We start from the raw sequence: 26,965 nt of genomic DNA on the forward strand, positions 1-26,965 counted from the left end.
AAGTTTCACAGCAAATACAGTAACTTAGAGAATTGTGTACAACTCCGTCGGATTTTCGTTGCCAGCCGCTCGCCTTAGCCTCAAATTCGCCATCGTCATCCCTATGAGGCTTTCTCGATGAAGAAGTACTCCTCGATTCTGTTGTTGTCTTTCAGCTTGCTCAGCGGCGTTGCCATGGCAGGCGGCAATACCGAGGCTGGCATTGGCGGCGCATTGGGTGGGGTACTCGGCTCCGTAGTGGGCAACTCCATCGGTGGTAGCACGGGCGGTGCAATTGGTGCCGGCCTGGGCGGTGCGGCCGGCGGTGCCCTTGGTGCCGACAAGCGCCAGCGTGGCGAGGCCGCCATCGGCGGCGCCCTGGGCGCTGCAGGCGGTAACGTGGTAGGTCGCTCGATGGGCGGCACCACCGGTAGTTACATCGGTGCGGCCGCGGGCGGCGGTGCTGGTGGTGCGCTGGGTAACTACATGGGCAACAAGGCCGATGAAGACGAGCGCCATGACGAGCGTCGCTACCGTCGTGACTACGACGACCGTCGTCATTACGACCGTGGCCACCACTACGGCCACCGCAAGCACAAGCGCCACTGGCGCGACTGATACCTGAGGCTCAGCCTGCGGGTAAAAAGAGCCCTGCCCTCACCGGCAGGGCTTTTTCATGCCTGCGAGCCGAGTTGCAGGCCGGCCAGTATCACCTGCAGCGGCTCGGGCAGCGGCACCGGACGGCCGCTGGCACGCTCGATAAATACCTGCACCACCGTCCCCGCCGCGCACGCATCGGTCTCCCCAGGGCGATAGAGCGCCAGGCGGTACTCCACGGTACTGCCCACCAGCCGCGTCACCCCCAGCCCCACCTCCAGCACATCCGGGAAGCCCGGCAAGGCGAAGAAGTCTGCCGCTGAACTCACCACGAAGGCCGCCAACTCGCCATCGCGCAAGTCCAGGTCGGCCTGTTCGACAAGGAAGGCCTGGATGGAGGTTTCGAAGAAGCCATGCACAGTGGCGCCAGCGATGTGGCCGTTGACATCGTTGTCCTGGGGGCGGGTGAGGACTGGGTGGAAGTGGGAGAAGGCCGTGCGGTTGGGGGATTCGGTCATCTGGCTGGCTCGTATCTTGGCTGTGGATGCTGACAGTGAAACAGAAATTCCAGACCTTGGGTGCCCGCGATCCCAGCTAGGAGCGGCCTTGTGTCGCGAAAGGGCTGCGAAGCAGCCCCAGCAGTTTCAGCAGTTTCAGCAGCGCCGCTGCTAGCCAAGGGGGCCGCTTTGCGGCCCTTTCGCGACACAAGGCCGCTCCTACAAAAAACAAAAAAGCCGCCCCGGAGGGCGGCTTTCTTGTTACGACTGGGGTTCAGCTTACAGCTTTGGACCAGCTGCCTTGATTGCATCGGAAACTTCGAATTTCTTGAAGTTCTCGATGAACAGTTTGGCCAGGCCTTTGGCGGCCTCGTCGTAGGCAGCTTTGTCAGCCCAGGTGTTGCGTGGGTTGAGCAGCTCGGTTTCCACACCCGGCACGGCCTTTGGCACGTCCAGGTTGATGATGTCCAGGTGCTCGGTTTCGGCGCCGACCAGAGCACCGCTCTGGATAGCGGCGATCACGCCACGGGTGGTCGGGATGCTGAAGCGCTTGCCAACGCCGTAGCCACCACCGGTCCAGCCGGTGTTGACCAGGTAGACCTTGGAGCCGAAAGCGTTGATACGCTTGATCAGCAGCTCGGCGTATTCACCCGCCGGGCGCGGGAAGAACGGCGCGCCGAAGCAGGTGGAGAAGGTCGACTTGATGCCGCCGCCCGAACCCATTTCGGTCGAACCGACCAGCGCGGTGTAGCCGGACAGGAAGTGGTAGGCCGCCTGCTCGTTGTTCAGGATCGAAACCGGAGGCAGAACACCGGTCAGGTCGCAGGTCAGGAAGATGACTGCGTTCGGCTCGCCACCCAGGTTGGCTTCGGCGCGCTTGGCGACGTGCTCCAGCGGGTAGGCAGCGCGGCTGTTCTGGGTCAGGCTGACGTCAGCGTAATCGGCGTGCTTGTTGGCGTCGAGAACGACGTTTTCCAGCACGGCGCCATGCTTGATGGCTTTCCAGATGACTGGCTCGTTCTTCTCGGACAGGTCGATGCACTTGGCGTAGCAGCCACCTTCCATGTTGAAGACAACGCCTTCGCCCCAACCGTGCTCGTCGTCACCGATCAGGTAACGGCTTTCGTCGGCCGACAGGGTGGTCTTGCCAGTGCCGGACAGGCCGAAGAACAGGGTGACATCACCTTCCTCGCCAATGTTGGCAGCGCAGTGCATCGGCAGCACGTCAGCGGCCGGCAGCAGGAAGTTCTGCACCGAGAACATGGCTTTCTTCATTTCGCCGGCGTAGCGCATGCCAGCGATCAGCACTTTCTTCTGGGCGAAGTTGATGATCACGCAACCGTCGGAGTTGGTACCGTCACGCTCAGGTTCGCAAACGAAGTTGGCGACGTTGAGGATCTGCCACTGGTCGCGACCAGCCGGGTTGAACTGCTCCGGGTTGATGAACAGGCAACGACCGAACAGGTTCTGCCAGGCAGTCTGGGTGGTCATTTTCACCGGCAGGTAGTGCTCGGCAGCAGCGCCTACGTGGACGTAGGAAACGAAGTGATCCTGGGCGTTGTTGAACGCCTCGACGCGGTCCCACAGGGCATCGAACTTGTCGGCCGGGAACTTGCGGTTGATCGGGCCCCAGGCGATGGCGGCCTGGGTGGAAGGTTCTTCGACGATGAAACGGTCAGCCGGCGAGCGACCAGTACGGTGGCCAGTTTCGACTACCAGTGCGCCAGTATCGGCCAGCACGCCTTCACCGCGGGACAGCGCTTCTTTAACCAGCTCATCGACGCTCAGGTCGGTGTACACGGTGTTGTTGGCTTGCGTCATAAGATACCCCATCCGGCCCGAGGCCGAGTGCTCCAAACGTTTTGTAGTTGTCTCGAAAAAACTACTACAGCGAAAAAAGTGGCCGGATTATGCCAGAAACGCCCAAAAAAAGTAGGCCCCTCCTGTCAGAACCGCTCTTTTGCGCAATTCGACAGGAGATTTCCCTGAAATTAAACGTTTCAGTGGCGAGTTTCTGACGCCGCTTCCGTGCCGCCACCGGCAAACAGTTGCGCAACATCGCTGGCATCGAAGAAATAGCGCTCGTTACAGAACTGGCAATCGATCTCTACCGTTCCGCCGCACTCCTCGACCAGCGCCTTGGCATCCTGTTCGCCCAAACTGACCAGCGCATTGCCGGAACGTTCGCGCGAGCAACTGCACTTGAAGCGCAGCGGCTGGATGTCGAACAGGCGTACCGCGTCCTCGTGGTAAAGACGGTGCAGCAGGGTTTCGTTGTCTTCCGACCATTCCTCGGGCTTGAGCGTCTTGGCCAGGGCAATTACATGCTGCCAGCTGTCTTCACGTTCCTCATCGTCCGGCTGGCGATCGCGTGGCAGCTGCTGCAGCAGCAGGCCACGGGCCTTGCCGCCTTCGGCATTGAGCCAGAAGCGGGTGTTGAGCTGCTGCGACTGCACGAAGTAGTTGGTGAAGCATTCCGACAGGTTGGCACCGTCCAGGTCGACGGTGCCCTGGTAGCGCTGGCCTTTGATCGGGTCGATGGTCAGGGTCAGGTGGCCACCGGGCATCAACTGCTCAAGGGTAGCGTCGGCCGGGATCTGCTCCGCTTCGTAGCGGGCCATGCCACGGATGTCGCGCTCGCCCGAGCATTCGACCATCAGCAGCGGGATCGGCCCTTCGGAGCGCGCCTGCAGAATCAGCAGGCCGTCGAACTTCAGCGCGCCCACCAGCAAGGCGGTGGCGGCCATCAGTTCGCCAAGCAGTGCCTGCACCGGCTGTGGGTAATCATGACGCGCCAGCACCGCGGCGTAGCTGTCATCGAGAGACACCCACTCGCCGCGCACATCGCGCTCGTCGAAGATGAAACGTTGGGTGAAATCGGTATCAGGCAAATCGCTCATAGGTTTTGGCTATCTGAAAAATGATGACAAAATGGTTACACGGGATTTCGAACTACTGCGCAATCCCGTGGTAGAACGCTCACAAGGCGCTCTGATTCCCGTTGGCAATAGAGGTATTTTATGGACAATCGACCACTGTTCCAAGCAAGGTGGTCCTGGGGGCCATTGGCAGCCTGTACGCTGCTTCCCATCGCTCTACTGTGTTTCTGGTTATGGCCTATTGGCCAGATCCTGTGCCTGACTTTCGACGAGTGGCTGTTCCACAGCCTGAACGCACCACTGGCCGACCACACGGCCTGGCGCTACATCTGGACCGTCGGCAGCCTGCGCCCCTTCGACATCGTCGTCGGCCTGATCCTTCTGGCCGTGCTGATCCGCGGCAACTGGGTGTTCAAGGCCAGCCAGGTTCGCGAAGCCTTCTTTGGCTTTATGGTCACGCTGCTCCTATTAGTGGTGATTCGCGCGCTGTTTTCCAAGTGGGTGGATGCAATGGGTTGGCAACACGACAGCCCATCGATGGTGTTCGACAACGTGGTACACCTCAGCAGCTACTACCCGAACCTGGAAAAAGCCTGGGAGCTGAAAGACCGTTCGAGCAACAGCTTCCCAGGCGATCATGCCTCGGTGCTGTTGATCTGGGCCTTGTTCATGAGCCTGTTCAGCCGCCGGCTCGTGCAGCATCTGGTGGTCTGGGGCCTGGCGTTCCTGTTCATGATGCCGCGGCTGGTGGCCGGAGCACATTGGGGACAGGACGACTACATCGGTGGCCTGCTGATGGCAGTGCTGGCGCTGGGCTGGAGCTGCCATACGCCGTTGGCAGCCAAGGGCAGTGCCTTGCTGCTGCGCTGGACCGCTCCGCTGTTTGCCCTTGCCAGAAAGTTACCGTTGGTCGGGCGATTGGCAGTAATCCGCTAGGCCACTGGGGCTGCCTTGCAGCCCCAGCTATTCAAAGCTCCCGTGTAACTGGTGAATCTGCCGCCGCTGCTTCTTGTTCGGGCGGCCATCCGAAGTAACGCCCATCGCCCCCGCCTTGCGCATTTCGGCCGCCTGCTCGCGGCGGCGCACGCTGTCCTCGGTCTCTTCATACAACGTCTGCGCTTCTGGCGCCCCACGCCGCACCACCGACAACGCCTTGACCACGACCGTGCGCTCGTCGAACCCGGTACGCAGTACGAACTCATCGCCTACCCGCGGCTCCTTGCCCGGTTTGCAGCGCTCACCCCGGCAGTGCACCTTGCCGCTTTCGATGGCCGCCTTGGCCAGTGCACGGGTCTTGTAGAAGCGCGCCGCCCACAGCCACTTGTCCAGGCGGACCTTGTCGTCATCCTCGGCTTTTTGTGCCATCTCATTTCCTCGAATTCTGTCTTTCATCGAACTGTACTACCGTAACTGACGGATGCAAAAAGTCCCCGCCGTGCTTACAGTTCACCACCTTATCCGCAGGGTGTGCTTCGTGAAGAAATTTGACCATCTGACAGTCATCGGCCTGCGCGAGTGGGTGGCCCTGCCCGACCTTGGCGTGGCAGGCCTGCGCGCCAAGATCGACACCGGTGCCAGCACCTCCAGCCTGCATGCCACCGAGGTCGAACCGTTCGAGCGTGACGGCCAGCGCTGGGTACGCTTCACCGCCCACCTTGGTTCGGTGGTGCAACTGCGCCACCGCCGCTGTGAGGCTCCGCTGGTAACCATGAAGACCATCAAGAGCTCCAACGGCCAGGCACAGACCCGTTACGTGATCCGCACCACGCTGGCACTGGGCGATGCGGTCTGGGAAGTCGAATTCACCCTGGCCTGCCGCAAGAACATGCGCTATCGCCTGCTGCTGGGCTCCAAGGCGCTGATACATGGCCAGCTGGTGGTCAACCCCGGCTTGAAGTATGTACAAGACAAACCGGCCTATCCGGCCACCCTCTCCCCTGTCACAGGTGCTGCATGAAGATCGCTGTGCTGTCGCGCAATCCGCGTCTGTATTCCACCCGCCGTCTGGTCGAAGCCGGTACCCAGCGGGGCCATGAAATGGTGGTGATCGACACCCTGAGGGCCTACATGAACATCGCCAGCCACAAGCCGCAGATCCACTACCGCGGCAAACCGCTGGAAGGCTTCGATGCAGTGATCCCGCGCATCGGCGCCTCAGTGACCTTCTACGGCTGCGCGGTGCTGCGCCAGTTCGAGATGATGGGCGTATACCCGCTCAACGAATCGGTGGCCATCGCCCGCTCGCGTGACAAGCTGCGCTCGCTGCAGCTGCTGTCGCGCCGGGGTATCGGCCTGCCGATCACCGGTTTCGCCCACTCGCCGGATGACATCCCCGACCTGATCCAGATGGTCAATGGCGCACCGCTGGTGATCAAGGTGCTGGAAGGCACCCAAGGCATCGGCGTAGTGCTGTGCGAGACCACCAAGGCAGCCGAGTCGGTGATTGAGGCATTCATGGGGCTGAAGCAGAACATCATGGTTCAGGAGTACATCAAGGAGGCTGGTGGTGCGGATATCCGCTGCTTCGTGGTGGGCGACAAGGTGATCGCCTCGATGAAGCGCCAGGCCAAGCCGGGGGAGTTCCGCTCCAACCTGCACCGCGGCGGGGTGGCCAGCCTGATCAAGATCACCCCTGAAGAGCGTATGACCGCCATTCGTGCCGCCAAGGTGATGGGGCTGAGCGTGGCGGGTGTGGATATCCTGCGCTCGAACCATGGGCCACTGGTGATGGAAGTGAACTCGTCGCCTGGGCTGGAAGGGATCGAAGTGACCACCGGCAAGAATGTGGCCGCGATGATCATCGAGCACCTGGAGAAGAATGGCGGGCCGAACCAGACCCGGACCAAAGGTAAAGGCTGACTCAGGCCTGCACCGGCCCCTTCGTGGCTAAAGCCGCTCCCACAGAATCACCGCAGCCTTCGGGCCTGTGCCGGACCGGTGGGAGCGGCTTTAGCCGCGAAGAGGCCAGTCAAGCTCACACCGCGTTACGCGGCAGCAGCAAGCCTAGAGGCAGTCGCACCCGTGCCTCGATACCGCCACCGGAGCGGTTGCGCAACTCGACATTCCCGCCATGCTGCGCAGCGATCCGCTTGACGATGGCCAAGCCCAGCCCGGTCCCCTTGCCGCCGCGGGCACGGTCCCCACGAATGAACGGGTTGAAGATGGTTTCCAGCTCGGATTCGTCGATCCCGGTACCCCGGTCCAGCACGCTGAGCACCACATACGGTGCGCTCTCGTCCCCCGACACATAGGCCGCCACCTCGACGCCCTTGCCAGCGTGATGCAGGGCATTGCCGATCAGGTTGCCAAGCATGCGCTTGAGCGAAACCCGACGCAGCGGGAATGGGGGAATAGGCTCCAGACACAGGCGCACGCGCTCCTCAGGCTGGTTATAGGGCGCCACCACCTCGCGCACCAGGTCGGCCAGGTCGACCTCCTCCACCGGCTCGTCCCGACCATCGCGGATGAACGCGAGGAACTGATCCAGAATCGCGTCCATGTCCTCGATATCGCGGACCATGTCGTCACTCAGCTCGTTGTCACTGTTCAACAACGACAACGACAGGCGCAGGCGCGTGAGCGGGGTCCGCAAGTCATGTGAAACCCCCGCCAGCATGAGTTCCCGCTCACGACCCGCCTGCTCGACATCTTCAGCCATTTGGTTGAAGGCCCGGTAGACCTCGGTCATCTCGCTGGGCGTGTCGCTGATCGGCAGGCGCACGCTGCGCCCCTGACCTAGCTGCCGGGCGGCGAACACCAGGCGTTTCAACGGCTGGTTGAGCTGGCGCACGAAGATCCACGCCGAGGCAGTGGACAACAGGCCAATGGCCAGGAACCAGCCCAGCACGTTCCAGATCTTCTGCCCACGCAGTGGATGCGGGTACAAGGGCACCTTCAGCCAGCCCGGGCCCAGGCTCGGTGCGTTCACCCACAAGGCGGGCGGCGCATGGATGCGCAGGCGCACTTCGGTATCTTCGCCCAGCTCGGCCTGCATCTGCCGCTGGTAGATCTCGCTGTAAGGCCAGTGCTGTTCACCCTCCGGCACACCGGAACCGGTAACCCGGATCAGCCCGGCGGCTTCGGCGATCTTGTCGCGGTTTTCTTCATCAGCCGCCCAATAGGCGCGAAGGGTCAGCGCAACGCCATGGCTGTACTGCCGATCGACCAGTACGTCCTCGTTCATCAGCAGATAGACCAGCGTCAGTGCCTTGGAGAACAGGACAACGATCAACACCAGCCACAGGGTGCGGGCAAAGAAGCTTTGCGGGAACCAGAGCGGCGTTTTCATCGACGGCGAAGCATCATTTGCCAGCGTTTCCGTCTGGCACGAACACATAGCCGACGCCCCAGACCGTCTGGATGTAGCGCGGTTTGGACGGATCCGGCTCGATCATGCGGCGCAGGCGCGAGATCTGCACGTCGATGGAGCGCTCGAGGGCATCCCACTCGCGGCCACGGGCCAGGTTCATCAGCTTGTCACGGGTCAGCGGCTCGCGCGCATGCATCACCAGCGCCTTGAGCACGGCGAATTCGCCGGTGGTGAGCATGTGCACTTCGTCGCCACGCTTGAGCTCGCGGGTAGCCAGCGACAGCTCGTAGTCGCCGAAGGTGACCGACTCGTCCTCGGTGCCCGGGGCGCCCGGCACGCTCGGCGCCTGGCGGCGCAACACGGCCTTGACCCGTGCCATCAGCTCGTCCGGGTTGAACGGCTTTCCCAGGTAGTCGTCTGCACCGAGTTCAAGGCCCTTGATGCGGCTGAGCTCGTCACCTTTGGCGGTGAGCATGATGATCGGAATCTGGTTGTTCGACTGGCGCAGGCGCTTGCAGGCGGACAGGCCGTCTTCGCCTGGCAGCATCAGGTCGAGCACCACCAGGTTGAACACCTCGCGCGCCAACAGGCGGTCCATCTGTTCGGTGTTGGGCACCGCACGGGCGCGGTAGCCCTTGCTGGTGAAGAAACGTTCCAGCAGGCTGCTGAGCCCCGGGTCGTCGTCGACGATGAGAATCTTGTCACCTTCAGCGGTGTTTGCGGTGCCGGTCATGAATAACTCCTCTGATATCGCCGCGCATTATGGCGTAGCCACTGCTGCACGTTGCGTGAGCATTGTTAGCAGATTTTTCCCCGGGCGCCAGTTCCGGCTGGCCGGGCGCCATCACCGCAAGCCGTTTGCGATGGGTATAATGCGCGGCTTTCATCCAGCGCCACCGGGCCCAAGGCCCACCGGCGACCCCCGTATTCACAAATGTCAGGTGGTTTACATGGACAGCATCAACAGCCGTATCGCCGAGGAACTGGGCGTACGCCCCCAGCAGGTCGAGGCGGCCGTGGGCCTGTTGGACGAAGGCTCGACCGTGCCTTTCATCGCCCGTTACCGCAAGGAAGTGACCGGTAGCCTCGACGACACCCAGCTGCGCCATCTGGAAGAGCGCCTGCGCTATCTGCGCGAGCTCGACGAGCGCCGTGCCAGCATCCTGTCCAGCATCGAGGAACAGGGCAAGCTGACTCCGGAACTGGCCCGCGAGATCAAGCTGGCCGACACCAAGACGCGTCTTGAAGACCTCTACCTGCCGTACAAGCAGAAGCGCCGCACCAAGGGCCAGATCGCCCTGGAAGCCGGCCTCGGCGAGCTGGCCGACGGCCTGTTCAACGACCCCGGCCTGGCGCCGGAAAGCGAAGCCGCGCGCTTCGTCGACGCCGAAAAAGGCGTGGCCGATGCCAAGGCCGCGCTGGAAGGCGCCAAGTACATCCTCATGGAGCGTTTCGCCGAAGACGCTGCCCTGCTCGACAAGCTGCGCAATTTCCTCAAGCAGGAAGCGGTGCTCAGCGCCCGCGTGGTGGCGGGCAAGGAAGAAGAGGGCGCGAAGTTCCGCGACTACTTCGCCCATGACGAGCTGCTGCGCACCGCCCCTTCGCACCGCGCCCTGGCGATTTTCCGCGGGCGCAACGAAGGCGTGCTGAGCGCCTCGCTCAAGGTCGGCGAAGAATTGCCCGGGACCTTGCACCCGTGCGAACTGATGATCGGCAACCACGTCGGCATCGAAAACCGCAACCGCCCGGCCGACAAATGGTTGGCCGAAGTGGTCCGCTGGACCTGGAAGGTCAAGCTCTACACTCACCTGGAAACCGACCTGTTCGGCGAGCTGCGCGACAATGCCGAGAGCGAGGCGATCAACGTCTTCGCCCACAACCTGCACGACCTGCTGCTGGCCGCCCCGGCCGGCCCGCGCGCCACCCTGGGCTTCGACCCGGGCCTGCGCACCGGCTGCAAGATCGCGGTGGTCGATGCCACAGGCAAATTGCTCGACCACACCACGGTCTACCCGCATGCACCGAAGAACGACTGGGACCGCACCATTGCCATCATGGCCGCCTTGTGCGCCAAGCACTCGGTGGAGCTGATCGCCATCGGCAACGGCACCGCCAGCCGCGAGAGCGACAAGCTGGTGGCCGAACTGGTCAAGAAGTACCCAGCCCTGAAAATCACCAAGGTCATGGTCTCTGAAGCGGGTGCTTCGGTGTATTCGGCGTCTGAACTGGCCGCCCGCGAATTCCCGGACCTGGACGTGTCGATCCGTGGCGCCGTGTCGATCGCCCGCCGCCTGCAGGACCCGCTGGCCGAATTGGTAAAGATCGACCCGAAATCCATCGGTGTCGGCCAGTACCAGCACGACGTCTCGCAAATCAAACTGGCCCGCGGCCTGGACGCTGTGGTCGAGGACTGCGTGAACGCCGTGGGCGTCGACGTCAACACCGCTTCGGTCGCGCTGCTTACCCGGATTTCGGGCCTGAACGCGACCCTGGCCCAGAATATCGTCGCCCACCGCGACGCCAACGGCCCGTTCGCCACCCGAGCGGCACTGAAAAAGGTCAGCCGCCTGGGCGAGAAGACCTTCGAACAGGCCGCAGGCTTCCTGCGCGTGATGAACGGCGACAACCCGCTCGACGCCTCCGCCGTGCACCCTGAGGCCTACCCGCTGGTGCAGCGCATCGCCGCCGGCACCGACCGTGACATCCGCTCGCTGATTGGCGACAGCGCCTTCCTCAAGCGCCTGGACCCAAAGCAATTCACCGACGAGACCTTCGGCCTGCCGACCGTCACCGACATCCTCCAGGAACTGGACAAACCCGGCCGCGACCCACGCCCAGAGTTCAAGACCGCCACCTTCCAGGACGGTGTCGAGGAGCTCAAGGACCTGGAGCCGGGCATGATCCTCGAAGGCGTGGTGACCAACGTCACCAACTTCGGTGCCTTCGTCGACATCGGCGTGCACCAGGACGGCCTGGTGCATATCTCGGCGCTGTCGGAGAAGTTCGTCAAGGACCCGCGTGAAGCGGTCAAGGCCGGTGACGTGGTCAAGGTCAAGGTCATGGAGGTCGACATCCCGCGCAAGCGCGTCGGCCTGTCCATGCGCATGAGCGACACCCCGGGCGAGAAAGTCGACGGCAACCGTGGCGGCAACCGGGGCAATGGCGGCAACCGCCAGCAGCAGGCGCCACGCCAGCGTGAAACCGCCACCGCAGCCCCGGCCAACAACGCCATGGCCGCCCTGTTCGCCAACGCCAAGCAACTGAAGAAGAAGTGATGGACATCCCCAAGGAAGTGGTCCAAAGCGCTTACAGCCAGCTCCTTGGCTGCCGCGTGCAACGTCTGGAGACAGGCGTTGCCGAGGTGGCCCTGGCGCTCGAGCCGCACCTGCGCAACCGTGGCCAGAAGCTGCACGGCGGGGCGATCTTCAGCCTGGTTGACATCGCCATGGGCCTGGCCTGCTCGGCCAGCCACGGTTTCGACCAGCAGAGTGTGACCATCGAATGCAAGATCAACTACCTGCGCGCGGTCAGCGATGGTGAAGTGCTGTGCACCGCCCGTGTGCTGCACGCCGGGCGCCGTACCCTGGTGGTCGACGCCGACGTAGTTCAAGGCGACAAACTGGTGGCGAAAGCGCAAGGAACCTTCGCGGTTCTCTAGCTCACCAAGGGGTATCTGCGGTATTTTTCGGCAGTGCGCTGGCACTGCCGGAACCGCGTAAACCAGGCGACAACGCCAGTTCCTTTCTTCCTACCCTTGTAGACCGTCAGCTCTACCCCCATATTGGGGCGACTGACGCGTGAAGGAATACATCTTGAGCGACCTCCTCAACCGCCGCCTGAGCTTGCTCGGCGCCAATCTCCCCCTGCTCAAGCAGTGCCTGCACGGTATTGAGCGCGAATGCCTGCGCGTGACCGACGAAGGTCGCCTGGCCCAGACCCCGCACCCCGAGGCACTGGGCTCGGCGCTGACCAACGAGCAGATCACCACAGACTATTCCGAGTCGCTGCTGGAGTTCATCACGCCGGCGCTGGCCGACCCGGCCGAGGTGCTCGAAAGCCTCGAACAGACCCACCGCTTCGTCTACAGCAAGCTTCGCGACGAGTATTTGTGGAGTCCGTCGATGCCTTGCACGTTGCCGGCCGAGGAAGATATCCCGATCGCCGAGTACGGCACTTCGAACATCGGCAAGCTCAAGCACGTCTACCGCAAGGGCCTGGCCTTGCGCTACGGCCGCACCATGCAGTGCATCGCCGGCATTCATTACAATTTCTCTCTGCCGGAAGCGCTGTGGCCGCTGCTGCGCGATGCCGAAGGTGGCGAGGAAAGCGATCGCGACTACCAGTCCTCGGCGTACATTGCGCTGATCCGCAACTTCCGCCGCTACAGTTGGCTGCTGATGTACCTGTTCGGCGCCTCGCCAGCACTGGACAAGGGCTTCCTGCGCGGCCGCCCGCACCAGCTCGAAGAACTCGACGCCGAAACCCTGTACCTGCCTTATGCCACCAGCCTGCGCATGAGTGACCTGGGCTACCAGAGCAACGCCCAGGCCGGCCTCACGCCCTGCTACAACAACCTCGCCAGCTATACCGACAGCCTGCGCAAGGCGGTGGGCACGCCCTACCCGCCTTATGTCGAGGTCGGTACGCATGTGAATGGCGAATGGGTGCAGTTGAACACCAACATCCTGCAGATCGAGAACGAGTACTACTCGAACATCCGCCCGAAACGCGTCACCTACACCGGCGAGCGGCCGATCCAGGCGCTGACCTCGCGCGGCGTGCAGTACGTCGAAGTGCGCTGCCTGGACATCAACCCGTTCCTGCCGGTGGGCATCGACCTGACCGAAGCGCGCTTCCTCGACGCCTTCCTGTTGTTCTGCGCCCTTGAAGAAAGCCCGCAGCTGGACAACGGCGAGTGCGGCCAGTGCACCAGCAACTTCCTTACCGTGGTCAAGGAAGGCCGTCGCCCGGAGCTGAAACTGCAGCGCAACGGCCAGCCAGTCGCGCTGCGCGAATGGGCTACCGAGCTGATCAGCCGCATCGGCCAGCTGGCGGCGTTGCTCGACAGCGCCCAGGGTGGCGACGAACACGCCAGGGCCCTGGCTGCCCAGCAGGCCAAGGTCGATGACGCCTCGCTGACCCCGTCGGCCCAGGTGCTGGCGCGCATGACCGAGCACGACGAATCCTTCGTCCAGTTCTCCCTGCGCCAGAGCCGCCTGCATGCCGAGACCTTCCGCGAGCAACCGCTGTCGGTCGAGCAGCAACAGGCCTTCGAGACCTTGGCCCGCGAGTCGCTCGCCAAGCAGTCCGAGCTGGAGCAGGAAGAAGTCGGTGACTTCGACCTGTTCGTCGGCGCCTACCAGGCCAGCATCCTGGCAATCAGCAACTGATGAACCGCACCGCCACCCCACGCAAGCCACGCGCCAGCAGCCAGGCCAGGATCGAAGCGATCCTGGCCTGTGCACGTGAGCTGTTGGCCGAACAAGGGGTGGCGGCGCTTTCGATCTACAGCGTGGCCGAGCGGGCGCAGATTCCGCCGTCGTCGGTGTACCACTTCTTCGCCAGCGTCCCGGCCTTGCTGGAGGCGCTGACCGCTGATGTGCATCGGGCGTTTCGCGAGGCCTTGCGCGCACCAATCGACAGCGGCGCGTTCACCACCTGGCATGAGCTTTCACGGCTGATCGAGCAGCGCATGCTCGACATCTACAACGAAGATGCGGCGGCACGGCAGTTGATTCTGGCCCAGCATGGGCTCAGTGAAGTGGTGCAGGCCGACCGGCAGCACGACATGGAGCTGGGCGACCTGATGCACAAACTGTTCGACCAGCACTTCCACTTGCCGAGGGTGCCGACGGATGTGGATGTGTTTGCCTTGGCGATGGAATTGAGTGACCGGGTGTATGCGCGGTCAGTGCAGTTGCATGAGGCGATCACGCCGCGCATGGCCGAAGAAGGCAAGCGGGTGTTCGAGGCGTATCTGGGCCTTTACCTGCCACCTTTCCTGGCCAAGCGTCAGGGCTGACATTATTGGGGCCGCTGTGCGGCCCTTTCGCGACACAAGGCCGCTCCTACAGGGATCGAGTGATTTCTGTAGGAGCGGCCTTGTGTCGCGAAAGGACTGCAAAGCAGTCCCAAATGCCAACATCACAGTTTGGCAATGGACACTTCAGTCGATTTCACGAAGGCGATCACTTCGCTGCCCACTTGCAGTTCCAGCTCTTTCACCGAGCGGGTTGTAATCACCGAAGTGACGATTCCCGAGGCAGTCTGCACGTCGATTTCAGACAGTACCGGGCCTTCGAGGATTTCTTTCACGGTGCCTTTGAACTGGTTACGGACGTTGATCGCTTTGATGGTCATGGCTTGATTCCTTCTCTTTGGCTTCAGTGCGCCCAACGCAGTTGCGTGGGCAAAGGGGCTACAGGGTCCGGCTCGGGCGGAGTACCCGGAGCCGACAGAACACGGTTGAGCACTTCGCTTTCCAGCGCGGCCAGGCGGTGCGAACCACGCGCCCTTGGCCTGGCCAGGTCAACGGTAAGGTCGAGGCCGACTTCGCCGTCTTCGATCAGGATTACCCGATCCGCGACAGCCACCGCCTCATTGACGTCGTGGGTCACCAGCAGCACGGTAAAGCCGTGCTGACGCCACAGGCGTTCGATCAGTTGCTGCATCTCGATGCGGGTCAGGGCATCCAGCGCGCCCAGCGGCTCATCCAGCAGCAGCAGGCGCGGTTGGTGGATCAAGGCCCGGGCCAGGGCCACACGCTGCTTCTGGCCACCGGACAACGCCGCCGGCCATTCGTTGGCACGATCAGCCAGGCCGACCGCCTCCAGCGCATCCAGAGCGCGCTGGCGCCAGTTGCCGCTGAGCCCCAGGCCGACGTTGTCGATCACCTTTTTCCAAGGCAGCAGGCGCGCCTCCTGGAACATCAGCCGGGTTTCCTCGCGGGCTTCGCTCAGCTGGGCGGCTCCGGCCAGCAACTGTCCGGAAGTCGGCTGGTCGAGACCGGCCAACAAGCGCAGCAAGGTGCTCTTGCCGCAACCGCTGCGACCGACGATGGCCACGAACTGCCCGGCCGGGATATGCAGGTCGATACCTTTCAATACTTCCCGCTGGCCGAAGGCCTTGCGCAGGCCGTTGGCGGCCAGCGGGATACCACGCAGCAGGCGTGGCGGCTGTTCCTTGAGCACGGTCATGCGCCCTCCTTCTTCGCCACCTGGTAAGCCGGGTGCCAGCGCAGCCACACCCGCTCCAGGCCGCGGGCAGCAAGGTCGGCGAGCTTGCCGAGCACGGCGTACAGGACGATGGCCAGCACCACCACGTCGGTCTGCAGGAATTCACGGGCATTCATGGCCAGGTAACCGATGCCGGAGCTGGCCGAAATGGTCTCGGCGACGATCAGCGTCAGCCACATGAAGCCCAGGGCGAAGCGCACACCGACCAGGATCGAGGGCAGCGCACCGGGCAGGATCACCTGGCGGAACAGGCCGAAGCCGGACAAGCCATAGCTGCGGGCCATTTCCACCAGTGCCGGGTCGACATTGCGGATGCCGTGGTAGGTGTTCAGGTAGATCGGGAACAGCGTGCCCAGCGCGACCAGGAAGATCTTCGCCGACTCATCGATACCGAACCACAGGATCACCAAGGGGATCAGCGCCAGGTGCGGCACGTTGCGGATCATCTGCACCGAGCTGTCGAGCAGGCGTTCGCCCCAGTTCGACAGGCCGGTGATGAAGCCCAGCACCAGCCCGATGCTGCCGCCAATCAAGAAGCCCAGCCCGGCCCGCCAGCCGCTGATCGCCAGGTGGGTCCAGATTTCACCGCTGCGCACCAGCTCGACACCCGCACTGACCACCGCGCTCGGCGCAGGCAGGATACGGGTCGACAGCCAGCCGGCGCTGACCGCCAGCTGCCAGGCTGCCAGCAGCAGCACCGGCAGTGCCCACGGGGCCAGGCGCTGGCTCAGGGTGGTGGAAGTTTTGCGACTCATGGCCCGGCCCTCAGCTCTGCGCGACGGACTTGGGCAGGATGTCGTTGGCGACCATTTCACCGAACGGGCTCACGTAACCGCCCGCCTTGGCCTGTTCCGGGCGTTGCACATCGAGGTGCGGGAACAGCAGTTCGGCAACCCGATACGACTCTTCCAGGTGGGGGTAGCCGGAGAAGATGAAGGTATCGATACCCAGCTCGGCGTACTCCTTGACCCGTGCCGCCACGGTCGGGCCATCACCGACCAGCGCTGTACCGGCACCGCCACGCACCAGGCCGACACCGGCCCAGAGGTTGGGGCTGACCTCGAGATTGTCGCGGTTGCCCTTGTGCAAGGCCGCCATGCGCTGCTGGCCGACCGAGTCGAAACGGGCCAGCGAGGCCTGGGCACGGGCGATGGTATCGTCGTCCAGGTGCGAGATCAGCTTGTCTGCGGCAGCCCAGGCTTCTTCGTTGGTTTCACGCACGATCACATGCAGGCGAATGCCGAAGCGGACTTCGCGGCCCTGCGCAGCGGCCTTCTCACGCACCTGGGCGATTTTCTCGGCAACGGCGCTTGGCGGCTCGCCCCAGGTCAGGTACAGCTCGACCTGCTCGGCGGCGAGGTCCTGGGCAGCCTCCGAAGAGCCGCCGAAGTACAGTGGCGGGCGCGGCTGCTGAATCGGCGGATAGAGCAGTTTGGCGCCCTTCACCTGGATGTGCTTGCCGTCGTAGTCGACGGTTTCGCCTTCCAGCACCTTGCGCCAGATGCGGGTGAACTCGACCGAGGCTTCGTAGCGCTCCTGGTGGTTCAGGTGCAGGCCATCGCCGGCCAGTTCATCAGGGTCGCCGCCGGTCACCAGGTTGAACAGCGCACGGCCGTTGGAAAGCCGATCGAGGGTAGCGGCCTGGCGTGCGGCCACGGTCGGCGAAATGATGCCTGGGCGCAGGGCCACGAGAAACTTCAGGCGCTGGGTCACCGGAATCAGCGACGCTGCCACCAGCCAGGAGTCCTCGCAGGACCGCCCGGTAGGGATCAGCACCCCACCAAAACCGAGGCGGTCGGCGGCTTGGGCGATCTGTTGCAGGTAGCCGTGATCGACTGCGCGGGCGCCGTCGGAGGTGCCCAGGTACTTGCCGTCACCGTGGGTAGGGAGGAACCAGAAAATGTTAAGGCTCATTGGAGTTGTCTCCTCAAGGGTGGCGCAGGCCAGGGCGGCGCCCCGGCGCAGGCGGATCAATCAAGGCGCGGTGGCGACCTTGGCCGGGGGTGTCCAGATCACGTCCTTGATGCTCAGCGGCTTGGGAATCAGCTTGAGCGCCTGGAAGGTGTCGGCAATCTTCTGTTGTGCGGCCACCACTTGCGGGGTGAGCGGCTGAGCACCGTAGCCCTGGCGTTTAACCGAGGTCAGGGTAATATCGGCGGGCAGGCCAAGCAGCGGCGCGACTTGATCGGTGACTTCCTGCGGGTTGGCCTGGGACCATTGGCCCACTGCGCGTACCTCGTCGATCAGGGTGCTGATCACCGCCGGGTGCTGGGTGGCGTAGGTGCGGGTAGCCAGGTAGAACTGGTGGTTGTCGACCAGGCCCTTGCCGTCACGCAGGGTACGGGCCTGCAACTGTTGCTCGGCGGCCGCCTGGTAGGGGTCCCAGATCACCCAGGCATCGACGCTGCCGCGTTCGAAAGCGGCGCGGGCATCGGCAGGCGGCAGGTAGACGGGCTGGATGTCGCTGTAAGTGAGGCCTGCATCCTGCAGGGCACGGACCAACAGGTAGTGAACGTTGGAGCCTTTGTTGAGGGCGACTTTCTTGCCTTTGAGGTCCTTCACCGACTGGATCGGCGAGCCCTTCGGCACGAGGATGGCTTCGCTGTGCGGCGCTGGTGGCTCGTAGGCCACGTAGAGCAGATCGGCGCCAGCGGCCTGAGCGAATACCGGCGGCGTCTCGCCAGTGACGCCGAAGTCGATGGAACCGACGTTCAGCCCTTCGAGCAGCTGCGGGCCACCGGGGAACTCGGTCCACTGCACTTGTACGCCCTGCTCGGCCAGGCGCTTCTCCAGCGTGCCCTTGGCCTTGAGCAGCACCAGGGTGCCGTATTTCTGGTAACCGATGCGCAGGCTCTCGGCCTGGGCTTGGGTGATGGCGCCGAAGGACACAGCCGCCGCAAACAGGGCGACCAGACCACGACGCAAGAAGACTGTGCGCATGGCGCTCTCCTGTGCGAGTTGGGTTCGGGTTGCACCTGCTTGCCTCGTTGGCGGGCGAGTAAGGTGGTGGAGCTTGTGTGCTGTTGAGGTGACATTACCAGTCAGTTTATATATCTAGAAATCATATTTTTTCATTTGTTTATTCCATTTTGACCCTTTGACCCAAGAGCCAGCGCTTTACCTGTGGGAGCGGGTTTAACCGCGAAGAAGCCAGTACTTTTCTCACAGGCATAAAAAAGGGCCGTCGAAACGGCCCGAAAATCCCTGCTATGGCTAAGAGCAATGCAACGAGGAATTCATCAGCGATTGGGTTGCGGGGTCAGCCGCAGATAGGGTTTCACCGCCCGATAACCTTTCGGGAAGCGCTGCTTGATTTCGTCTTCGTCCTTCAGCGAGGGCACGATCACCACCTCGTCGCCGTCCTGCCAGTTACCTGGCGTGGCGACCTTGTGGTTGTCGGTGAGCTGCAGCGAGTCGATCACCCGCAGGATTTCGTTGAAGTTGCGCCCGGTACTGGCCGGATAGGTAATGGTCAGGCGCACCTTCTTGTTCGGGTCGATGACGAACAGCGAGCGCACGGTGAGGGTGTCGCTGGCGTTGGGGTGGATCAGGTCGTACAGGTCGGAGACCTTGCGGTCGGCGTCAGCGATGATCGGGAAATTGACCACGGTGTTCTGGGTCTCGTTGATATCCTCGATCCACTTGTGGTGCGACTCGACCGGGTCGACCGACAGGGCGATGGCCTTCACGCCGCGCTTGGCGAAGTCGTCCTTGAGCTTGGCGGTCAGGCCCAGCTCGGTGGTGCACACCGGGGTGAAGTCCGCCGGGTGGGAGAACAGCACACCCCAGCTGTTGCCCAGCCATTCGTGGAAGCGGATCTTGCCTTCACTGGACTCCTGCTCGAAGTCCGGGGCGATGTCGCCGAGTTTGAGGCTCATGGGGTGCGGCTCCTGTGCTGTGTTCTGGCGTTGTGGGTTCAATGTGCCTGCATTCGATGAGAAATAAAAAGAATAAATAATGATTTATTTATAACTTTTGGACACATGAACGCGCGGACATAAAAAAGCCTCGCACTAGGCGAGGCTTTCTGTGTGGCTACGGCTTACAGGAAGCTGTAAGTGTAGTTCACGATGAAGCGAGTCTGATCCTGGTCGGCGCTGGCTTCGTTGCTACCGCCACGGTAGACGCCCTGACGCAGGCTGAAGCCCAGGCCTTTGAGGGTACCTTGCTGAATGGTGTAGTCGACGCGTGCGTCACGTTCCCACTCGTTGTAGGTGCCATGGCCGCTCTTGTAACGAATGTCATCACCGCGCAGATAGGCAATCGAAGCCTTCAGGCCCGGAACGCCCAGCGAGGCGAAGTCGTAGGAGTACTGGCCGAAGTTGGTGTTCTCACCAGCACGGGCGAACTGGTTGATCATGCTGTCGGTGAACAGGTAGAAGCTGGAACCACCGGCACCTTCAGGACGGTTGTTGCCATCGACCACGTTGCCCTGGTTCAGCCAGACGAAACCGCCGTCGTCGCTGACTTGCTGACGACCCAGCATGAGCGCGTGGCCACCGAGGGTGTAGGTGAACATGGCAGACCAGGTCTTGTTGTCGATCTTGCCAGTGTTCTTGGCGTAGCCGCCGTTGTTGTTGAAGTTGTAGCCTCCGCCGTGACCGTTGTTGCCGTCGCTGCTGCTGTCGAAGTAGCGCAGGTCGGTCTTGAACGACTGGTCGTCAGCAATCTTGAAGACGTGAGTCGCGCCCAGGAAGTGCTGCTTGTAGAAGTCTTCCAGGTTCGAGTAGTAGTACTGCAGGGTCAGGTCTGGAGTGAGTTTGTAGTCCAGGCCACCGAAGCGGAACTTGTTGCTGTCGGCAGTAGCGCCCGCAACCGACAGGCCGGTGCGGTTGCTCGAAGCACGGCCCATGGCGTGGGTCAGCTGGCCGGCGTTGACGGTCAGGTTGTCGATTTCCTTCGACTGGATGGTGCCACCCTCGAAGGTCTGCGGCAGCAGGCGACCGTCGTTGGAGACCAGGATCGGCAGGTTTGGCGCCAGGGCGCTACCGAAGTGAACCTCGGTCTTCGAGAAGCGGGCCTTGGCATTGGCGCCGAATCGTGCCCACTGGTCTACGGCCGAACCGTCGCTATCGCTTGGGAAGAAAGTGCCGACGTCAGGGTGGTGGCCTTTGCCGCCATCCAGGTGAATACCCCACAGGGCCTGGGCGTCTACACCGAAACCAACGGTGCCTGGCGTGAAGCCGGAGATGTAGTCGAGCTTGAAGCCCTGACCCGACTCACGGTTGTCAGCGCCGCCATCACGGTTGTCGTTGTTGAAGTACATGGTGCGCGAGCTGAGCGACAGTTTGCTGTCTTCGACGAAACCGGCGGCACCTGCTGCTTGGGCGAAAACCCCCACTGCCACGGCCAGAGCCAGGCTGGACTTGTACATGTTTTGCTCCTCTACGTTCTAATTCTTGTGTATCTCTGGCGGCAGGATCTGTTGCCCTGCTCTACCGTGGATGGGCGATTAGCCCCAAAGCGTGACCATTTAGTCAATCGTTTCTAAACATTTCTCGACTTTGGTCTAAGACGCCCCCTGCGCTACAGGATAATGACAATCCTATAAATCCAAAATGACCGTTTTATGAATTTGTAAGATTTTTAAGGAATATCGTAGGAACCTTTACTACGAAAAGTTGTATCGGCGATGTCAATCATACCTTTAGGTTATTTGCAAACGTTTGCCGACCAGTAGCCAATTCCTCACCCTCACGAAGGGAACAGAGGTTAGCAGCGGATCACTGTTTCGCCAGCCTCCCTTTCTCAGCTGTGGCCAGTGTTAAAGCGTTTGGCTCCTAAGCTAATTCTAAAAAGTTATTTATTTTTGATTTCTTAGATCATCTAGTCTTCTCGCCATCCAATACATCCATTGCCTGACGAGAGGTTCACCATGATCCCGCACGCTCCGCTGCGCCTGTTCGCCGCCCTGACCCTCGCCAGCACCAGCTGGTTGGCCCAGGCCGCCGACCTCACCGTTGCCTACCAGACCACCGTCGACCCGGCCAAAGTGGCCCAGGTCGATGGCAATTATGAAAAAGCCAGCAAGGCCAGCATCGACTGGCGCAAGTTTGATAACGGCGCGGACGTGATTACCGCCGTGGCCAGTGGCGACGTCCAGATCGGCTACCTCGGCTCAAGCCCTCTGGCTGCCGCCGCCACTCGCAAGCTACCGGTCGAGACCTTCCTCATTGCCACCCAGATCGGTGCCGGCGAGGCCCTCGTCGCCCGTGACAGCATCAAGACCCCACAAGACCTGATCGGCAAGAAAGTCGTCGTGCCGTTCGTTTCTACCGGCCACTACAGCCTGCTGGCCGCGCTGAAAAGCTGGAACATCGACCCGTCCAAGGTGCAGATCCTCAACCTTGCGCCACCGGCGATCATCGCCGCCTGGAAGCGCGGCGACATCGACGCTACCTACGTCTGGGACCCGGCACTCGGTGTAGCCAAGGAAAACGGCAAGGTGCTGATCACCTCGGGCGAACTGGCCGAAAAAGGCGCACCGACCTTCGATGCCTGGATCGTGCGCAAGGACTTTGCCGACAAGCACCCTGACGTGGTCAAGGCGTTCGCCAAGGTCACCCTCGACGCCTACGCCGACTACCGCAAGGACCCGAAAGCCTGGCTGGCCGACAAGGGCAACATCGACAAGCTGGCCAAGCTGTCCGGTGCCAAGCCCAGCGACATTCCGGTGCTGCTGCAAGGCAACGTCTACCCATTGGCCGCTGACCAGGCCAGCGCCCTGGGTGCGCCGACCACCAAGGCACTGACCGATACCGCCACCTTCCTCAAGCAACAAGGCAAAGTCGAAGCCGTGTTGCCGGACTATTCGCCGTACGTCAGCGACAAATTCCTTCCAAACTGATCCGGAGCCTGCCATGGCCTTGCTCGAACTGGAGCGCATCAGCGCACAGTACCCCGGCACCACCGCCCCGGTGCTGGCCGACATCAACCTGAGCCTTGGGCCACGCCAGCTGCTGGTGGCCCTGGGGCCATCCGGCAGTGGCAAGACCTCGCTGCTCAACCTGATCGCCGGCTTCGTTGCCCCGAGCGGCGGGCGCATCAGCCTCGACGGCGTGCCCGTGCAAGGCCCGGGGGCCGAGCGTGGCGTGGTGTTCCAGGATGATGCCCTGCTGCCATGGCAGAACGTGCTGGGCAACGTCGCTTTCGGCCTGGAACTGGCCGGTGTGCCGCGCGCCCAGCGTGAGGCCAAGGCCCGCGAGATGCTGGCGTTGGTCGACCTCGACGGCTTCGGCGAACGGCGCATCTGGCAGCTGTCCGGTGGCCAGAAACAGCGCGTGGGCCTGGCCCGGGCGCTGGCCGCCGACCCGCGGGTACTGCTGATGGACGAACCGTTCGGCGCCCTCGACGCCTTCACCCGCGAACAGATGCAGGAACTGCTGCTGCAAGTCTGGCAGCGCACCGCCAAACCGGTGTTCCTGATCACCCATGACATCGAGGAAGCGGTGTTCCTGGCCAGCGAACTGGTGCTGCTGGCGCCCAACCCCGGCCGCGTGGTCGAGCGCCTGCAACTGGACTTTGGCCAGCGCTACGCAGCTGGCGAGTCGGCCCGGACGATCAAGTCCGACCCACGCTTCATCGAAACCCGCGAGCATGTCCTGGCCCGCGTGTTCTCCCAACGCCAAAGCCTGCAGGAGCGCGCATGAGCAGCCTGGATCTGCCGGTCGCCGGCAAACGCGACACTCAAACCCGGCCCGCCCGCCAGGCGCGCCGCCCATTGTCCACTCGCTGGATCAGCACCCTGACCCTGGTCAGCTTGCTGTTCGCCTGGTGGCTGGTGACGGCCGCTGGCTGGATCGAGCCGCTGTTCCTGCCCTCGCCCGGCGACATCCTGGCCAAGGCCTGGCTCCTGCTCACCCAAGGTTACATGGACGCCAGCCTGTGGCAGCACCTGGGCGCCAGCCTGGGCCGTATCGGCCTGGCCCTGATCGCCGCGACCCTGACCGCGATCCCGGTCGGCATTGCCATCGGCTACAACCGTGTGGCCCGTGGCGTCCTCGACCCGCTGATCGAGTTCTACCGGCCAATCCCGCCGCTGGCCTACCTGCCGCTGATCGTCATCTGGTGCGGCATCGGTGAGCTGTCCAAGGTGCTGCTGATCTACCTGGCGATCTTCGCCCCGATCGCCATCGCCACCGCCACTGGGGTGCGTACCGTCGACCCGGCCAAGCTGCGGGCGGCGCAGTCGCTGGGCGCGAGCCGGGCGCAGCTGATCCGCCACGTGATCCTGCCCAGCGCCCTGCCCGACATCCTGACCGGGATCCGCATCGGTTTAGGGGTTGGCTGGTCGACCCTGGTCGCCGCTGAACTGATCGCCGCCACCAGCGGCCTGGGTTTCATGGTGCAGTCGGCGGCGCAGTTCCTGGTCACCGACGTGGTAGTGCTGGGCATCCTGCTCATCGCCCTGATCGCCTTCGCCCTGGAGATGGGCCTGCGCGCCCTGCAACGCAAGCTGGTGCCCTGGCACGGGCAGAGCCACTGAATTCCTGTTGACCACGCCAGCACCCTGGCGCCCGATTGAAGAGACCGACATGAGCCTGACCATTACCCCCCTCAGCCCGGCGCTCGGCGCACAGATCAGCGGCGTGGACATCAGCCGCGACATCAGCGCCGAACAACGCGATGCCATCGAGCAGGCGCTGCTCCAGCATCAGGTGCTGTTCTTCCGCAACCAGCCGCTCAACCCGGAGCAACAGGCGCGTTTCGCCGCCCGCTTCGGCGACCTGCATATCCACCCGATCTACCCCAATGTGCCAGAGACGCCGCAGGTGCTGATCCTCGACACGGCCGTCACCGACGTGCGTGACAACGCCGTGTGGCACACCGACGTGACCTTCCTGCCGACCCCGGCGCTGGGCGCGGTGCTCAGCGCCAAGCAGTTGCCGGCCTATGGCGGCGACACCTTGTGGGCCAGCGGTATCGCGGCCTTCGATGCCTTGTCGGCGCCGCTGCGCGAAATGCTCGATGGCCTGACCGCCACCCATGACTTCACCAAGTCGTTCCCCCTGGAGCGCTTTGGCACCACGGCCGACGACCTGGCGCGCTGGGAGGCGACCCGGCGCAACAACCCGCCGCTGTCGCACCCGGTGGTGCGCACGCATCCGGTAAGCGGTCGCAAGGCATTGTTCGTCAATGAAGGCTTCACCACACGCATCAATGAGCTGAGCGAGCTGGAAAGCGAGGCGCTGCTCAAGCTGCTGTTCGCCCATGCCACGCGGCCGGAGTTCAGCATTCGCTGGCGTTGGCAGGAAAATGACGTGGCGTTCTGGGACAACCGCGTGACCCAGCATTTTGCGGTTGATGATTACCGGCCGAACCGGCGGGTGATGCATCGGGCGACCATCCTTGGAGATGCACCCTTCTAGTTGTTGCCTGTACCGGCCTCTTCGCGGGCTTGCCCGCTCCCACAGGTCCGGCACAGATCTCAGAAACTGTGCTGAACCTGTGGGAGCGGGCAAGCCCGCGAAGAGGCCGGTACAGGTATCAACGAACCAGATGCAGGAACTGCATGTGCCGTTCGTACTGGTCGAGGATGTCGTTGATGATCTGCTCCTTGCTGTAGCCAACCAGGTCGTAGTTCTGGCTACCTTCGCTCAGGTGCACTTCGGCCCGGTAGTAACGGCGGTTCTTCAACTCCTGCGTGCCCAGCCCACCCAGCGCGAACGACGGTGTGAAGTAGCCACGCATCTGCACCTGGTAGATGAACGGCTGCTCCTCGCCATGGCCTACCTTCAGGCTGACGTTGTCATGGCTCGGGTCGTCCTGGGTCACCAGCACCAGGCCCTTCTGCTCGAACACCTCACGCACATCGGCAATCGCCGGACGCACCACGTCGTCCATGAAGCGATACACCTCGTCGCGCGACGGGAAGTGCACGGCCTGGCTCAGGCGTTGGCGCCAGCCACCGCGGCCACGGCGTGACTGGGCGAAGGGTGCCAGCGAATGCATCTGTGCGATCTGCCGCTGGCCCTCCAGGTAGAAGGCCTTGTGCAGCCCCCACATCATGCACAGCAGGATCAGCGAGAACGGCAGCGAGGTCAGCACCACTGCCGACTTCAGCGAATCGATGCTGCCGGCGAACAGCAGGCCGCTGGTGATCAGCGCCGTCATCGCGCCCCAGAAGATACGCAGCCAGTTCGGCCCGTCTTCGTCAGCACCGCCGCCCTTGGCCGACAGGGTCGACAGCACCACCGTGCCGGAATCAGCCGAGGTGACGAAGAACACGAAACTGATGAACACCGTCACGGCGATGACTACCTTGCTCCACGGGTAGGTTTCCAGGAGCAGGTACAGGCTCATCGACGGGTTGTCCAATGCCGACTGGCCGAGCGCGGTCATGCCATGGTTGATCACTTGGTCCAGCGCGCTGTTGCCGAAGATCGACATCCACGCCAGGGTGAAGCCCAGCGGAATCAGCAACACGCCGAAGACGAATTCACGGATGGTGCGGCCACGCGAGATGCGCGCAATGAACAAGCCCACGAACGGTGCCCAGGCAATCCACCAGGCCCAGTAGAACACCGTCCAGCCACCCAGCCAGTCACGTTGCTCACCGTAGGCATACACATCGAAGCTCTTGCGCGGCAAGGCGCCGAGGTAATCGCCCAGGTTCTGGATCAGGGTATTGAACAGGTGCTGGGTAGGCCCGGCGAACAGCACGAACAGCAGCAGCGCGCAGGCCAGGAACAGGTTGATGTCGCTCATCACCCGCACGCCCTTTTCCACCCCCGCCACGGCGACCGCGACTGCCGCGCCCATCATCAGCGCGATGAGGATCACCTGCACCCATTGGCTATGGCTGATGCCGAACAGGTAGTCGAGGCCGGCGTTCAGGTGCAGCACACCAAACCCCATGTCGGCGCCCAGGCCGAATACCGTGGCGATGATGCCAAACCCATCCACGGCATAGCCGATCGGGCCGTTGATGCGCTTGCCGATCAACGGATACAGGGCCGAACGCAACGCCAGTGGCAGGTTGTGCCGGTAGGCGAAGTAGGCCAGCGCCATGCCGACGAAGGCGAACACGCCCCAGCCATGCAGGCCCCAGTGCAGGAACAGGATTTCCATCGCCTGACGCCCGGCCTCGGCCGTGCCGCCTTCGCCCTGGGGCGGGGTGAGCATGTGGGTCAGCGGTTCGGATACGCAGAAGAAGAACAGCGTGATGCTGATGCCGGCGGCGAACAGCATGCCGGCCCAGGACAGGTAACTGAACTCGGGTTCGTCATGGTCGGCACCGAGCTTGATCTTGCCGTAGCCAGACAAGGCGGTGACCACCACGAACACCAGGTACAGGGTCATGGCCAGCATGTAGTACCAGCCGACCGTGTTGGCCGCCCAGTTCTGCGCCGCCAGCAACCACTCGCCGGCCGCCTGCGGGAAGGCGATGACCACCAGCCCGAAGAGGAGAATGAATGTTGCCGCGAAGTAGAACACCGGCGGGTTCATGCGGATCTTGCCAGAGGCAAG

The 26,965-nt window shown here is 62.9% G+C and carries 26 protein-coding genes; 12 read left to right on the top strand and 14 right to left on the bottom strand.

The genetic code is table 11. The features are described 5' to 3' along the window. Positions 1 to 117: 117 nt before the first annotated feature. Positions 118 to 597, top strand: coding sequence for a glycine zipper domain-containing protein (locus CQW31_RS04170; protein WP_054885905.1), 480 nt, complete (start codon positions 118 to 120; stop codon positions 595 to 597). A gap of 56 nt (positions 598 to 653) precedes the next feature. On the opposite strand, the gene CQW31_RS04175 is transcribed toward CQW31_RS04170, so the two are convergent. The 3 genes from CQW31_RS04175 to hslO form a co-directional block, all read right to left on the bottom strand. After that, complete coding sequence (locus CQW31_RS04175; protein WP_099813844.1) at positions 654 to 1,094, bottom strand: thioesterase family protein; 441 nt, start codon at positions 1,092 to 1,094, stop codon at positions 654 to 656. A gap of 258 nt (positions 1,095 to 1,352) precedes the next feature. After that, positions 1,353 to 2,894: a phosphoenolpyruvate carboxykinase gene (locus CQW31_RS04180; protein WP_054885907.1), complete on the bottom strand. Its 1,542-nt coding sequence runs from the start codon at positions 2,892 to 2,894 to the stop codon at positions 1,353 to 1,355. A 179-nt stretch (positions 2,895 to 3,073) separates the two neighbouring features. After that, positions 3,074 to 3,973 carry an Hsp33 family molecular chaperone HslO gene (gene hslO / locus CQW31_RS04185; RefSeq protein ID WP_054885908.1) on the bottom strand — a complete coding sequence of 300 codons (900 nt, stop codon included), beginning with the start codon at positions 3,971 to 3,973 and terminating at the stop codon, positions 3,074 to 3,076. Between the two features lie 120 nt (positions 3,974 to 4,093). On the opposite strand from hslO, the gene CQW31_RS04190 reads away from it, so the two are divergent. After that, positions 4,094 to 4,888, top strand: coding sequence for a phosphatase PAP2 family protein (locus CQW31_RS04190; RefSeq protein ID WP_099813845.1), 795 nt, complete (start codon positions 4,094 to 4,096; stop codon positions 4,886 to 4,888). A 27-nt stretch (positions 4,889 to 4,915) separates the two neighbouring features. On the opposite strand, the gene CQW31_RS04195 is transcribed toward CQW31_RS04190, so the two are convergent. Next, positions 4,916 to 5,317 (bottom strand): RNA-binding S4 domain-containing protein, encoded by a 402-nt coding sequence (locus tag CQW31_RS04195; protein WP_054885910.1) that lies wholly within the window; start codon positions 5,315 to 5,317, stop codon positions 4,916 to 4,918. A gap of 109 nt (positions 5,318 to 5,426) precedes the next feature. Here CQW31_RS04195 and CQW31_RS04200 point away from each other — a divergent pair, with 109 nt between their 5' ends. Together CQW31_RS04200 and rimK are read left to right on the top strand one after the other, a co-directional pair. Then, entirely contained in the window at positions 5,427 to 5,909 is a 483-nt protein-coding gene (locus tag CQW31_RS04200; protein WP_054885911.1) for an ATP-dependent zinc protease, read from the top strand. Beyond that, positions 5,906 to 6,811 (top strand): 30S ribosomal protein S6--L-glutamate ligase, encoded by a 906-nt coding sequence (gene rimK / locus CQW31_RS04205; RefSeq protein ID WP_013970455.1) that lies wholly within the window; start codon positions 5,906 to 5,908, stop codon positions 6,809 to 6,811. Before CQW31_RS04200 ends, rimK begins: the two co-directional genes overlap by 4 nt. 115 nt (positions 6,812 to 6,926) lie before the next feature. Here the strand turns inward: rimK and CQW31_RS04210 are convergent, their stop codons facing one another. Then, a complete protein-coding gene (locus CQW31_RS04210; RefSeq protein WP_099813846.1) occupies positions 6,927 to 8,240 on the bottom strand; it encodes an ATP-binding protein in 1,314 nt (437 codons plus the stop codon). A 13-nt stretch (positions 8,241 to 8,253) separates the two neighbouring features. Continuing rightward, on the bottom strand, positions 8,254 to 8,994 hold the full coding sequence (gene ompR / locus CQW31_RS04215; RefSeq protein ID WP_054885913.1) for a two-component system response regulator OmpR: 741 nt from the start codon (positions 8,992 to 8,994) through the stop codon (positions 8,254 to 8,256). A gap of 217 nt (positions 8,995 to 9,211) precedes the next feature. Here ompR and CQW31_RS04220 point away from each other — a divergent pair, with 217 nt between their 5' ends. From CQW31_RS04220 to CQW31_RS04235, 4 genes are all read left to right on the top strand, one after another. Continuing rightward, on the top strand, positions 9,212 to 11,536 hold the full coding sequence (locus CQW31_RS04220; RefSeq protein ID WP_099813847.1) for a Tex family protein: 2,325 nt from the start codon (positions 9,212 to 9,214) through the stop codon (positions 11,534 to 11,536). After that, a complete protein-coding gene (locus tag CQW31_RS04225; RefSeq protein WP_054885915.1) occupies positions 11,536 to 11,919 on the top strand; it encodes a PaaI family thioesterase in 384 nt (127 codons plus the stop codon). Before CQW31_RS04220 ends, CQW31_RS04225 begins: the two co-directional genes overlap by 1 nt. Positions 11,920 to 12,073: 154 nt before the next feature. Continuing rightward, a complete protein-coding gene (gene gshA, locus CQW31_RS04230; protein ID WP_177332397.1) occupies positions 12,074 to 13,651 on the top strand; it encodes a glutamate--cysteine ligase in 1,578 nt (525 codons plus the stop codon). Next, positions 13,651 to 14,283, top strand: coding sequence for a TetR/AcrR family transcriptional regulator (locus CQW31_RS04235; RefSeq protein ID WP_099813848.1), 633 nt, complete (start codon positions 13,651 to 13,653; stop codon positions 14,281 to 14,283). Before gshA ends, CQW31_RS04235 begins: the two co-directional genes overlap by 1 nt. A gap of 122 nt (positions 14,284 to 14,405) precedes the next feature. Here CQW31_RS04235 and CQW31_RS04240 read toward each other — a convergent pair whose 3' ends face one another. The 7 genes from CQW31_RS04240 to CQW31_RS04270 all read right to left on the bottom strand — a co-directional run bounded on the left by CQW31_RS04240 (position 14,406) and on the right by CQW31_RS04270 (position 20,870). Beyond that, complete coding sequence (locus CQW31_RS04240; protein ID WP_008095172.1) at positions 14,406 to 14,621, bottom strand: molybdopterin-binding protein; 216 nt, start codon at positions 14,619 to 14,621, stop codon at positions 14,406 to 14,408. Positions 14,622 to 14,644: 23 nt separating this feature from the next. Next, the gene (ssuB, locus tag CQW31_RS04245) at positions 14,645 to 15,457 is read right to left on the bottom strand and encodes an aliphatic sulfonates ABC transporter ATP-binding protein (protein ID WP_099813849.1); all 813 of its coding nucleotides are present in this window, start codon (positions 15,455 to 15,457) and stop codon (positions 14,645 to 14,647) included. Next, on the bottom strand, positions 15,454 to 16,251 hold the full coding sequence (ssuC, locus tag CQW31_RS04250; protein ID WP_054885919.1) for an aliphatic sulfonate ABC transporter permease SsuC: 798 nt from the start codon (positions 16,249 to 16,251) through the stop codon (positions 15,454 to 15,456). The genes ssuB and ssuC overlap by 4 nt, the downstream gene beginning before the upstream one ends. A gap of 10 nt (positions 16,252 to 16,261) precedes the next feature. Further along, positions 16,262 to 17,410, bottom strand: a complete 1,149-nt coding sequence (gene ssuD, locus CQW31_RS04255) for an FMNH2-dependent alkanesulfonate monooxygenase (RefSeq protein WP_054885920.1) — start codon at positions 17,408 to 17,410, stop codon at positions 16,262 to 16,264. Between the two features lie 60 nt (positions 17,411 to 17,470). Beyond that, positions 17,471 to 18,436, bottom strand: a complete 966-nt coding sequence (locus CQW31_RS04260) for a sulfonate ABC transporter substrate-binding protein (RefSeq protein ID WP_099813850.1) — start codon at positions 18,434 to 18,436, stop codon at positions 17,471 to 17,473. 299 nt (positions 18,437 to 18,735) lie between these two features. After that, on the bottom strand, positions 18,736 to 19,374 hold the full coding sequence (locus tag CQW31_RS04265; RefSeq protein WP_054885922.1) for a peroxiredoxin: 639 nt from the start codon (positions 19,372 to 19,374) through the stop codon (positions 18,736 to 18,738). A 164-nt stretch (positions 19,375 to 19,538) separates the two neighbouring features. Next, positions 19,539 to 20,870, bottom strand: coding sequence for an OprD family porin (locus CQW31_RS04270; protein WP_054885923.1), 1,332 nt, complete (start codon positions 20,868 to 20,870; stop codon positions 19,539 to 19,541). Between the two features lie 501 nt (positions 20,871 to 21,371). Between CQW31_RS04270 and tauA the strand changes: the two genes are divergently transcribed. From tauA to tauD, 4 genes are read left to right on the top strand one after another with little or no spacing between them, the layout of a single operon-like run. After that, the gene (gene tauA / locus CQW31_RS04275) at positions 21,372 to 22,343 is read left to right on the top strand and encodes a taurine ABC transporter substrate-binding protein (protein WP_099813851.1); all 972 of its coding nucleotides are present in this window, start codon (positions 21,372 to 21,374) and stop codon (positions 22,341 to 22,343) included. 13 nt (positions 22,344 to 22,356) lie between these two features. After that, positions 22,357 to 23,145 (top strand): taurine ABC transporter ATP-binding subunit, encoded by a 789-nt coding sequence (tauB, locus tag CQW31_RS04280; RefSeq protein ID WP_099813852.1) that lies wholly within the window; start codon positions 22,357 to 22,359, stop codon positions 23,143 to 23,145. Continuing rightward, positions 23,142 to 23,981: a taurine ABC transporter permease TauC gene (gene tauC / locus CQW31_RS04285; protein WP_099813853.1), complete on the top strand. Its 840-nt coding sequence runs from the start codon at positions 23,142 to 23,144 to the stop codon at positions 23,979 to 23,981. The genes tauB and tauC overlap by 4 nt, the downstream gene beginning before the upstream one ends. Positions 23,982 to 24,030: 49 nt before the next feature. After that, positions 24,031 to 24,864 (top strand): taurine dioxygenase, encoded by an 834-nt coding sequence (tauD, locus tag CQW31_RS04290; protein WP_099813854.1) that lies wholly within the window; start codon positions 24,031 to 24,033, stop codon positions 24,862 to 24,864. A gap of 118 nt (positions 24,865 to 24,982) precedes the next feature. On the opposite strand, the gene betT is transcribed toward tauD, so the two are convergent. Then, entirely contained in the window at positions 24,983 to 26,944 is a 1,962-nt protein-coding gene (betT, locus tag CQW31_RS04295) for a choline transporter BetT (RefSeq protein ID WP_178075555.1), read from the bottom strand. Positions 26,945 to 26,965 lie beyond the last annotated feature (21 nt).

It is taken from the genome of Pseudomonas sp. 382, from assembly GCF_002759075.1.
Taxonomy (GTDB): domain Bacteria; phylum Pseudomonadota; class Gammaproteobacteria; order Pseudomonadales; family Pseudomonadaceae; genus Aquipseudomonas; species Aquipseudomonas vlassakiae.

Excerpts from the sequence above, each read along its gene's own strand:
- tauB (WP_099813852.1), top strand. The coding sequence starts at position 22,357 with ATGGCCTTGCTCGAACTGGAGCGCATCAGCGCACAGTACCCCGGCACC.
- ssuC (WP_054885919.1), bottom strand. The coding sequence starts at position 16,251 with ATGAGTCGCAAAACTTCCACCACCCTGAGCCAGCGCCTGGCCCCGTGG.
- tauA (WP_099813851.1), top strand. The coding sequence starts at position 21,372 with ATGATCCCGCACGCTCCGCTGCGCCTGTTCGCCGCCCTGACCCTCGCC.
- ompR (WP_054885913.1), bottom strand. The coding sequence starts at position 8,994 with ATGACCGGCACCGCAAACACCGCTGAAGGTGACAAGATTCTCATCGTC.
- CQW31_RS04235 (WP_099813848.1), top strand. The coding sequence starts at position 13,651 with ATGAACCGCACCGCCACCCCACGCAAGCCACGCGCCAGCAGCCAGGCC.
- betT (WP_178075555.1), bottom strand. The coding sequence starts at position 26,944 with ATGAACCCGCCGGTGTTCTACTTCGCGGCAACATTCATTCTCCTCTTC.
- tauC (WP_099813853.1), top strand. The coding sequence starts at position 23,142 with ATGAGCAGCCTGGATCTGCCGGTCGCCGGCAAACGCGACACTCAAACC.
- CQW31_RS04195 (WP_054885910.1), bottom strand. The coding sequence starts at position 5,317 with ATGGCACAAAAAGCCGAGGATGACGACAAGGTCCGCCTGGACAAGTGG.
- rimK (WP_013970455.1), top strand. The coding sequence starts at position 5,906 with ATGAAGATCGCTGTGCTGTCGCGCAATCCGCGTCTGTATTCCACCCGC.
- CQW31_RS04175 (WP_099813844.1), bottom strand. The coding sequence starts at position 1,094 with ATGACCGAATCCCCCAACCGCACGGCCTTCTCCCACTTCCACCCAGTC.
- CQW31_RS04265 (WP_054885922.1), bottom strand. The coding sequence starts at position 19,374 with ATGAGCCTCAAACTCGGCGACATCGCCCCGGACTTCGAGCAGGAGTCC.
- CQW31_RS04220 (WP_099813847.1), top strand. The coding sequence starts at position 9,212 with ATGGACAGCATCAACAGCCGTATCGCCGAGGAACTGGGCGTACGCCCC.
- CQW31_RS04180 (WP_054885907.1), bottom strand. The coding sequence starts at position 2,894 with ATGACGCAAGCCAACAACACCGTGTACACCGACCTGAGCGTCGATGAG.
- ssuD (WP_054885920.1), bottom strand. The coding sequence starts at position 17,410 with ATGAGCCTTAACATTTTCTGGTTCCTCCCTACCCACGGTGACGGCAAG.
- tauD (WP_099813854.1), top strand. The coding sequence starts at position 24,031 with ATGAGCCTGACCATTACCCCCCTCAGCCCGGCGCTCGGCGCACAGATC.
- CQW31_RS04210 (WP_099813846.1), bottom strand. The coding sequence starts at position 8,240 with ATGAAAACGCCGCTCTGGTTCCCGCAAAGCTTCTTTGCCCGCACCCTG.
- CQW31_RS04240 (WP_008095172.1), bottom strand. The coding sequence starts at position 14,621 with ATGACCATCAAAGCGATCAACGTCCGTAACCAGTTCAAAGGCACCGTG.
- CQW31_RS04260 (WP_099813850.1), bottom strand. The coding sequence starts at position 18,436 with ATGCGCACAGTCTTCTTGCGTCGTGGTCTGGTCGCCCTGTTTGCGGCG.
- CQW31_RS04170 (WP_054885905.1), top strand. The coding sequence starts at position 118 with ATGAAGAAGTACTCCTCGATTCTGTTGTTGTCTTTCAGCTTGCTCAGC.
- CQW31_RS04270 (WP_054885923.1), bottom strand. The coding sequence starts at position 20,870 with ATGTACAAGTCCAGCCTGGCTCTGGCCGTGGCAGTGGGGGTTTTCGCC.
- CQW31_RS04190 (WP_099813845.1), top strand. The coding sequence starts at position 4,094 with ATGGACAATCGACCACTGTTCCAAGCAAGGTGGTCCTGGGGGCCATTG.
- hslO (WP_054885908.1), bottom strand. The coding sequence starts at position 3,973 with ATGAGCGATTTGCCTGATACCGATTTCACCCAACGTTTCATCTTCGAC.
- CQW31_RS04225 (WP_054885915.1), top strand. The coding sequence starts at position 11,536 with ATGGACATCCCCAAGGAAGTGGTCCAAAGCGCTTACAGCCAGCTCCTT.
- ssuB (WP_099813849.1), bottom strand. The coding sequence starts at position 15,457 with ATGACCGTGCTCAAGGAACAGCCGCCACGCCTGCTGCGTGGTATCCCG.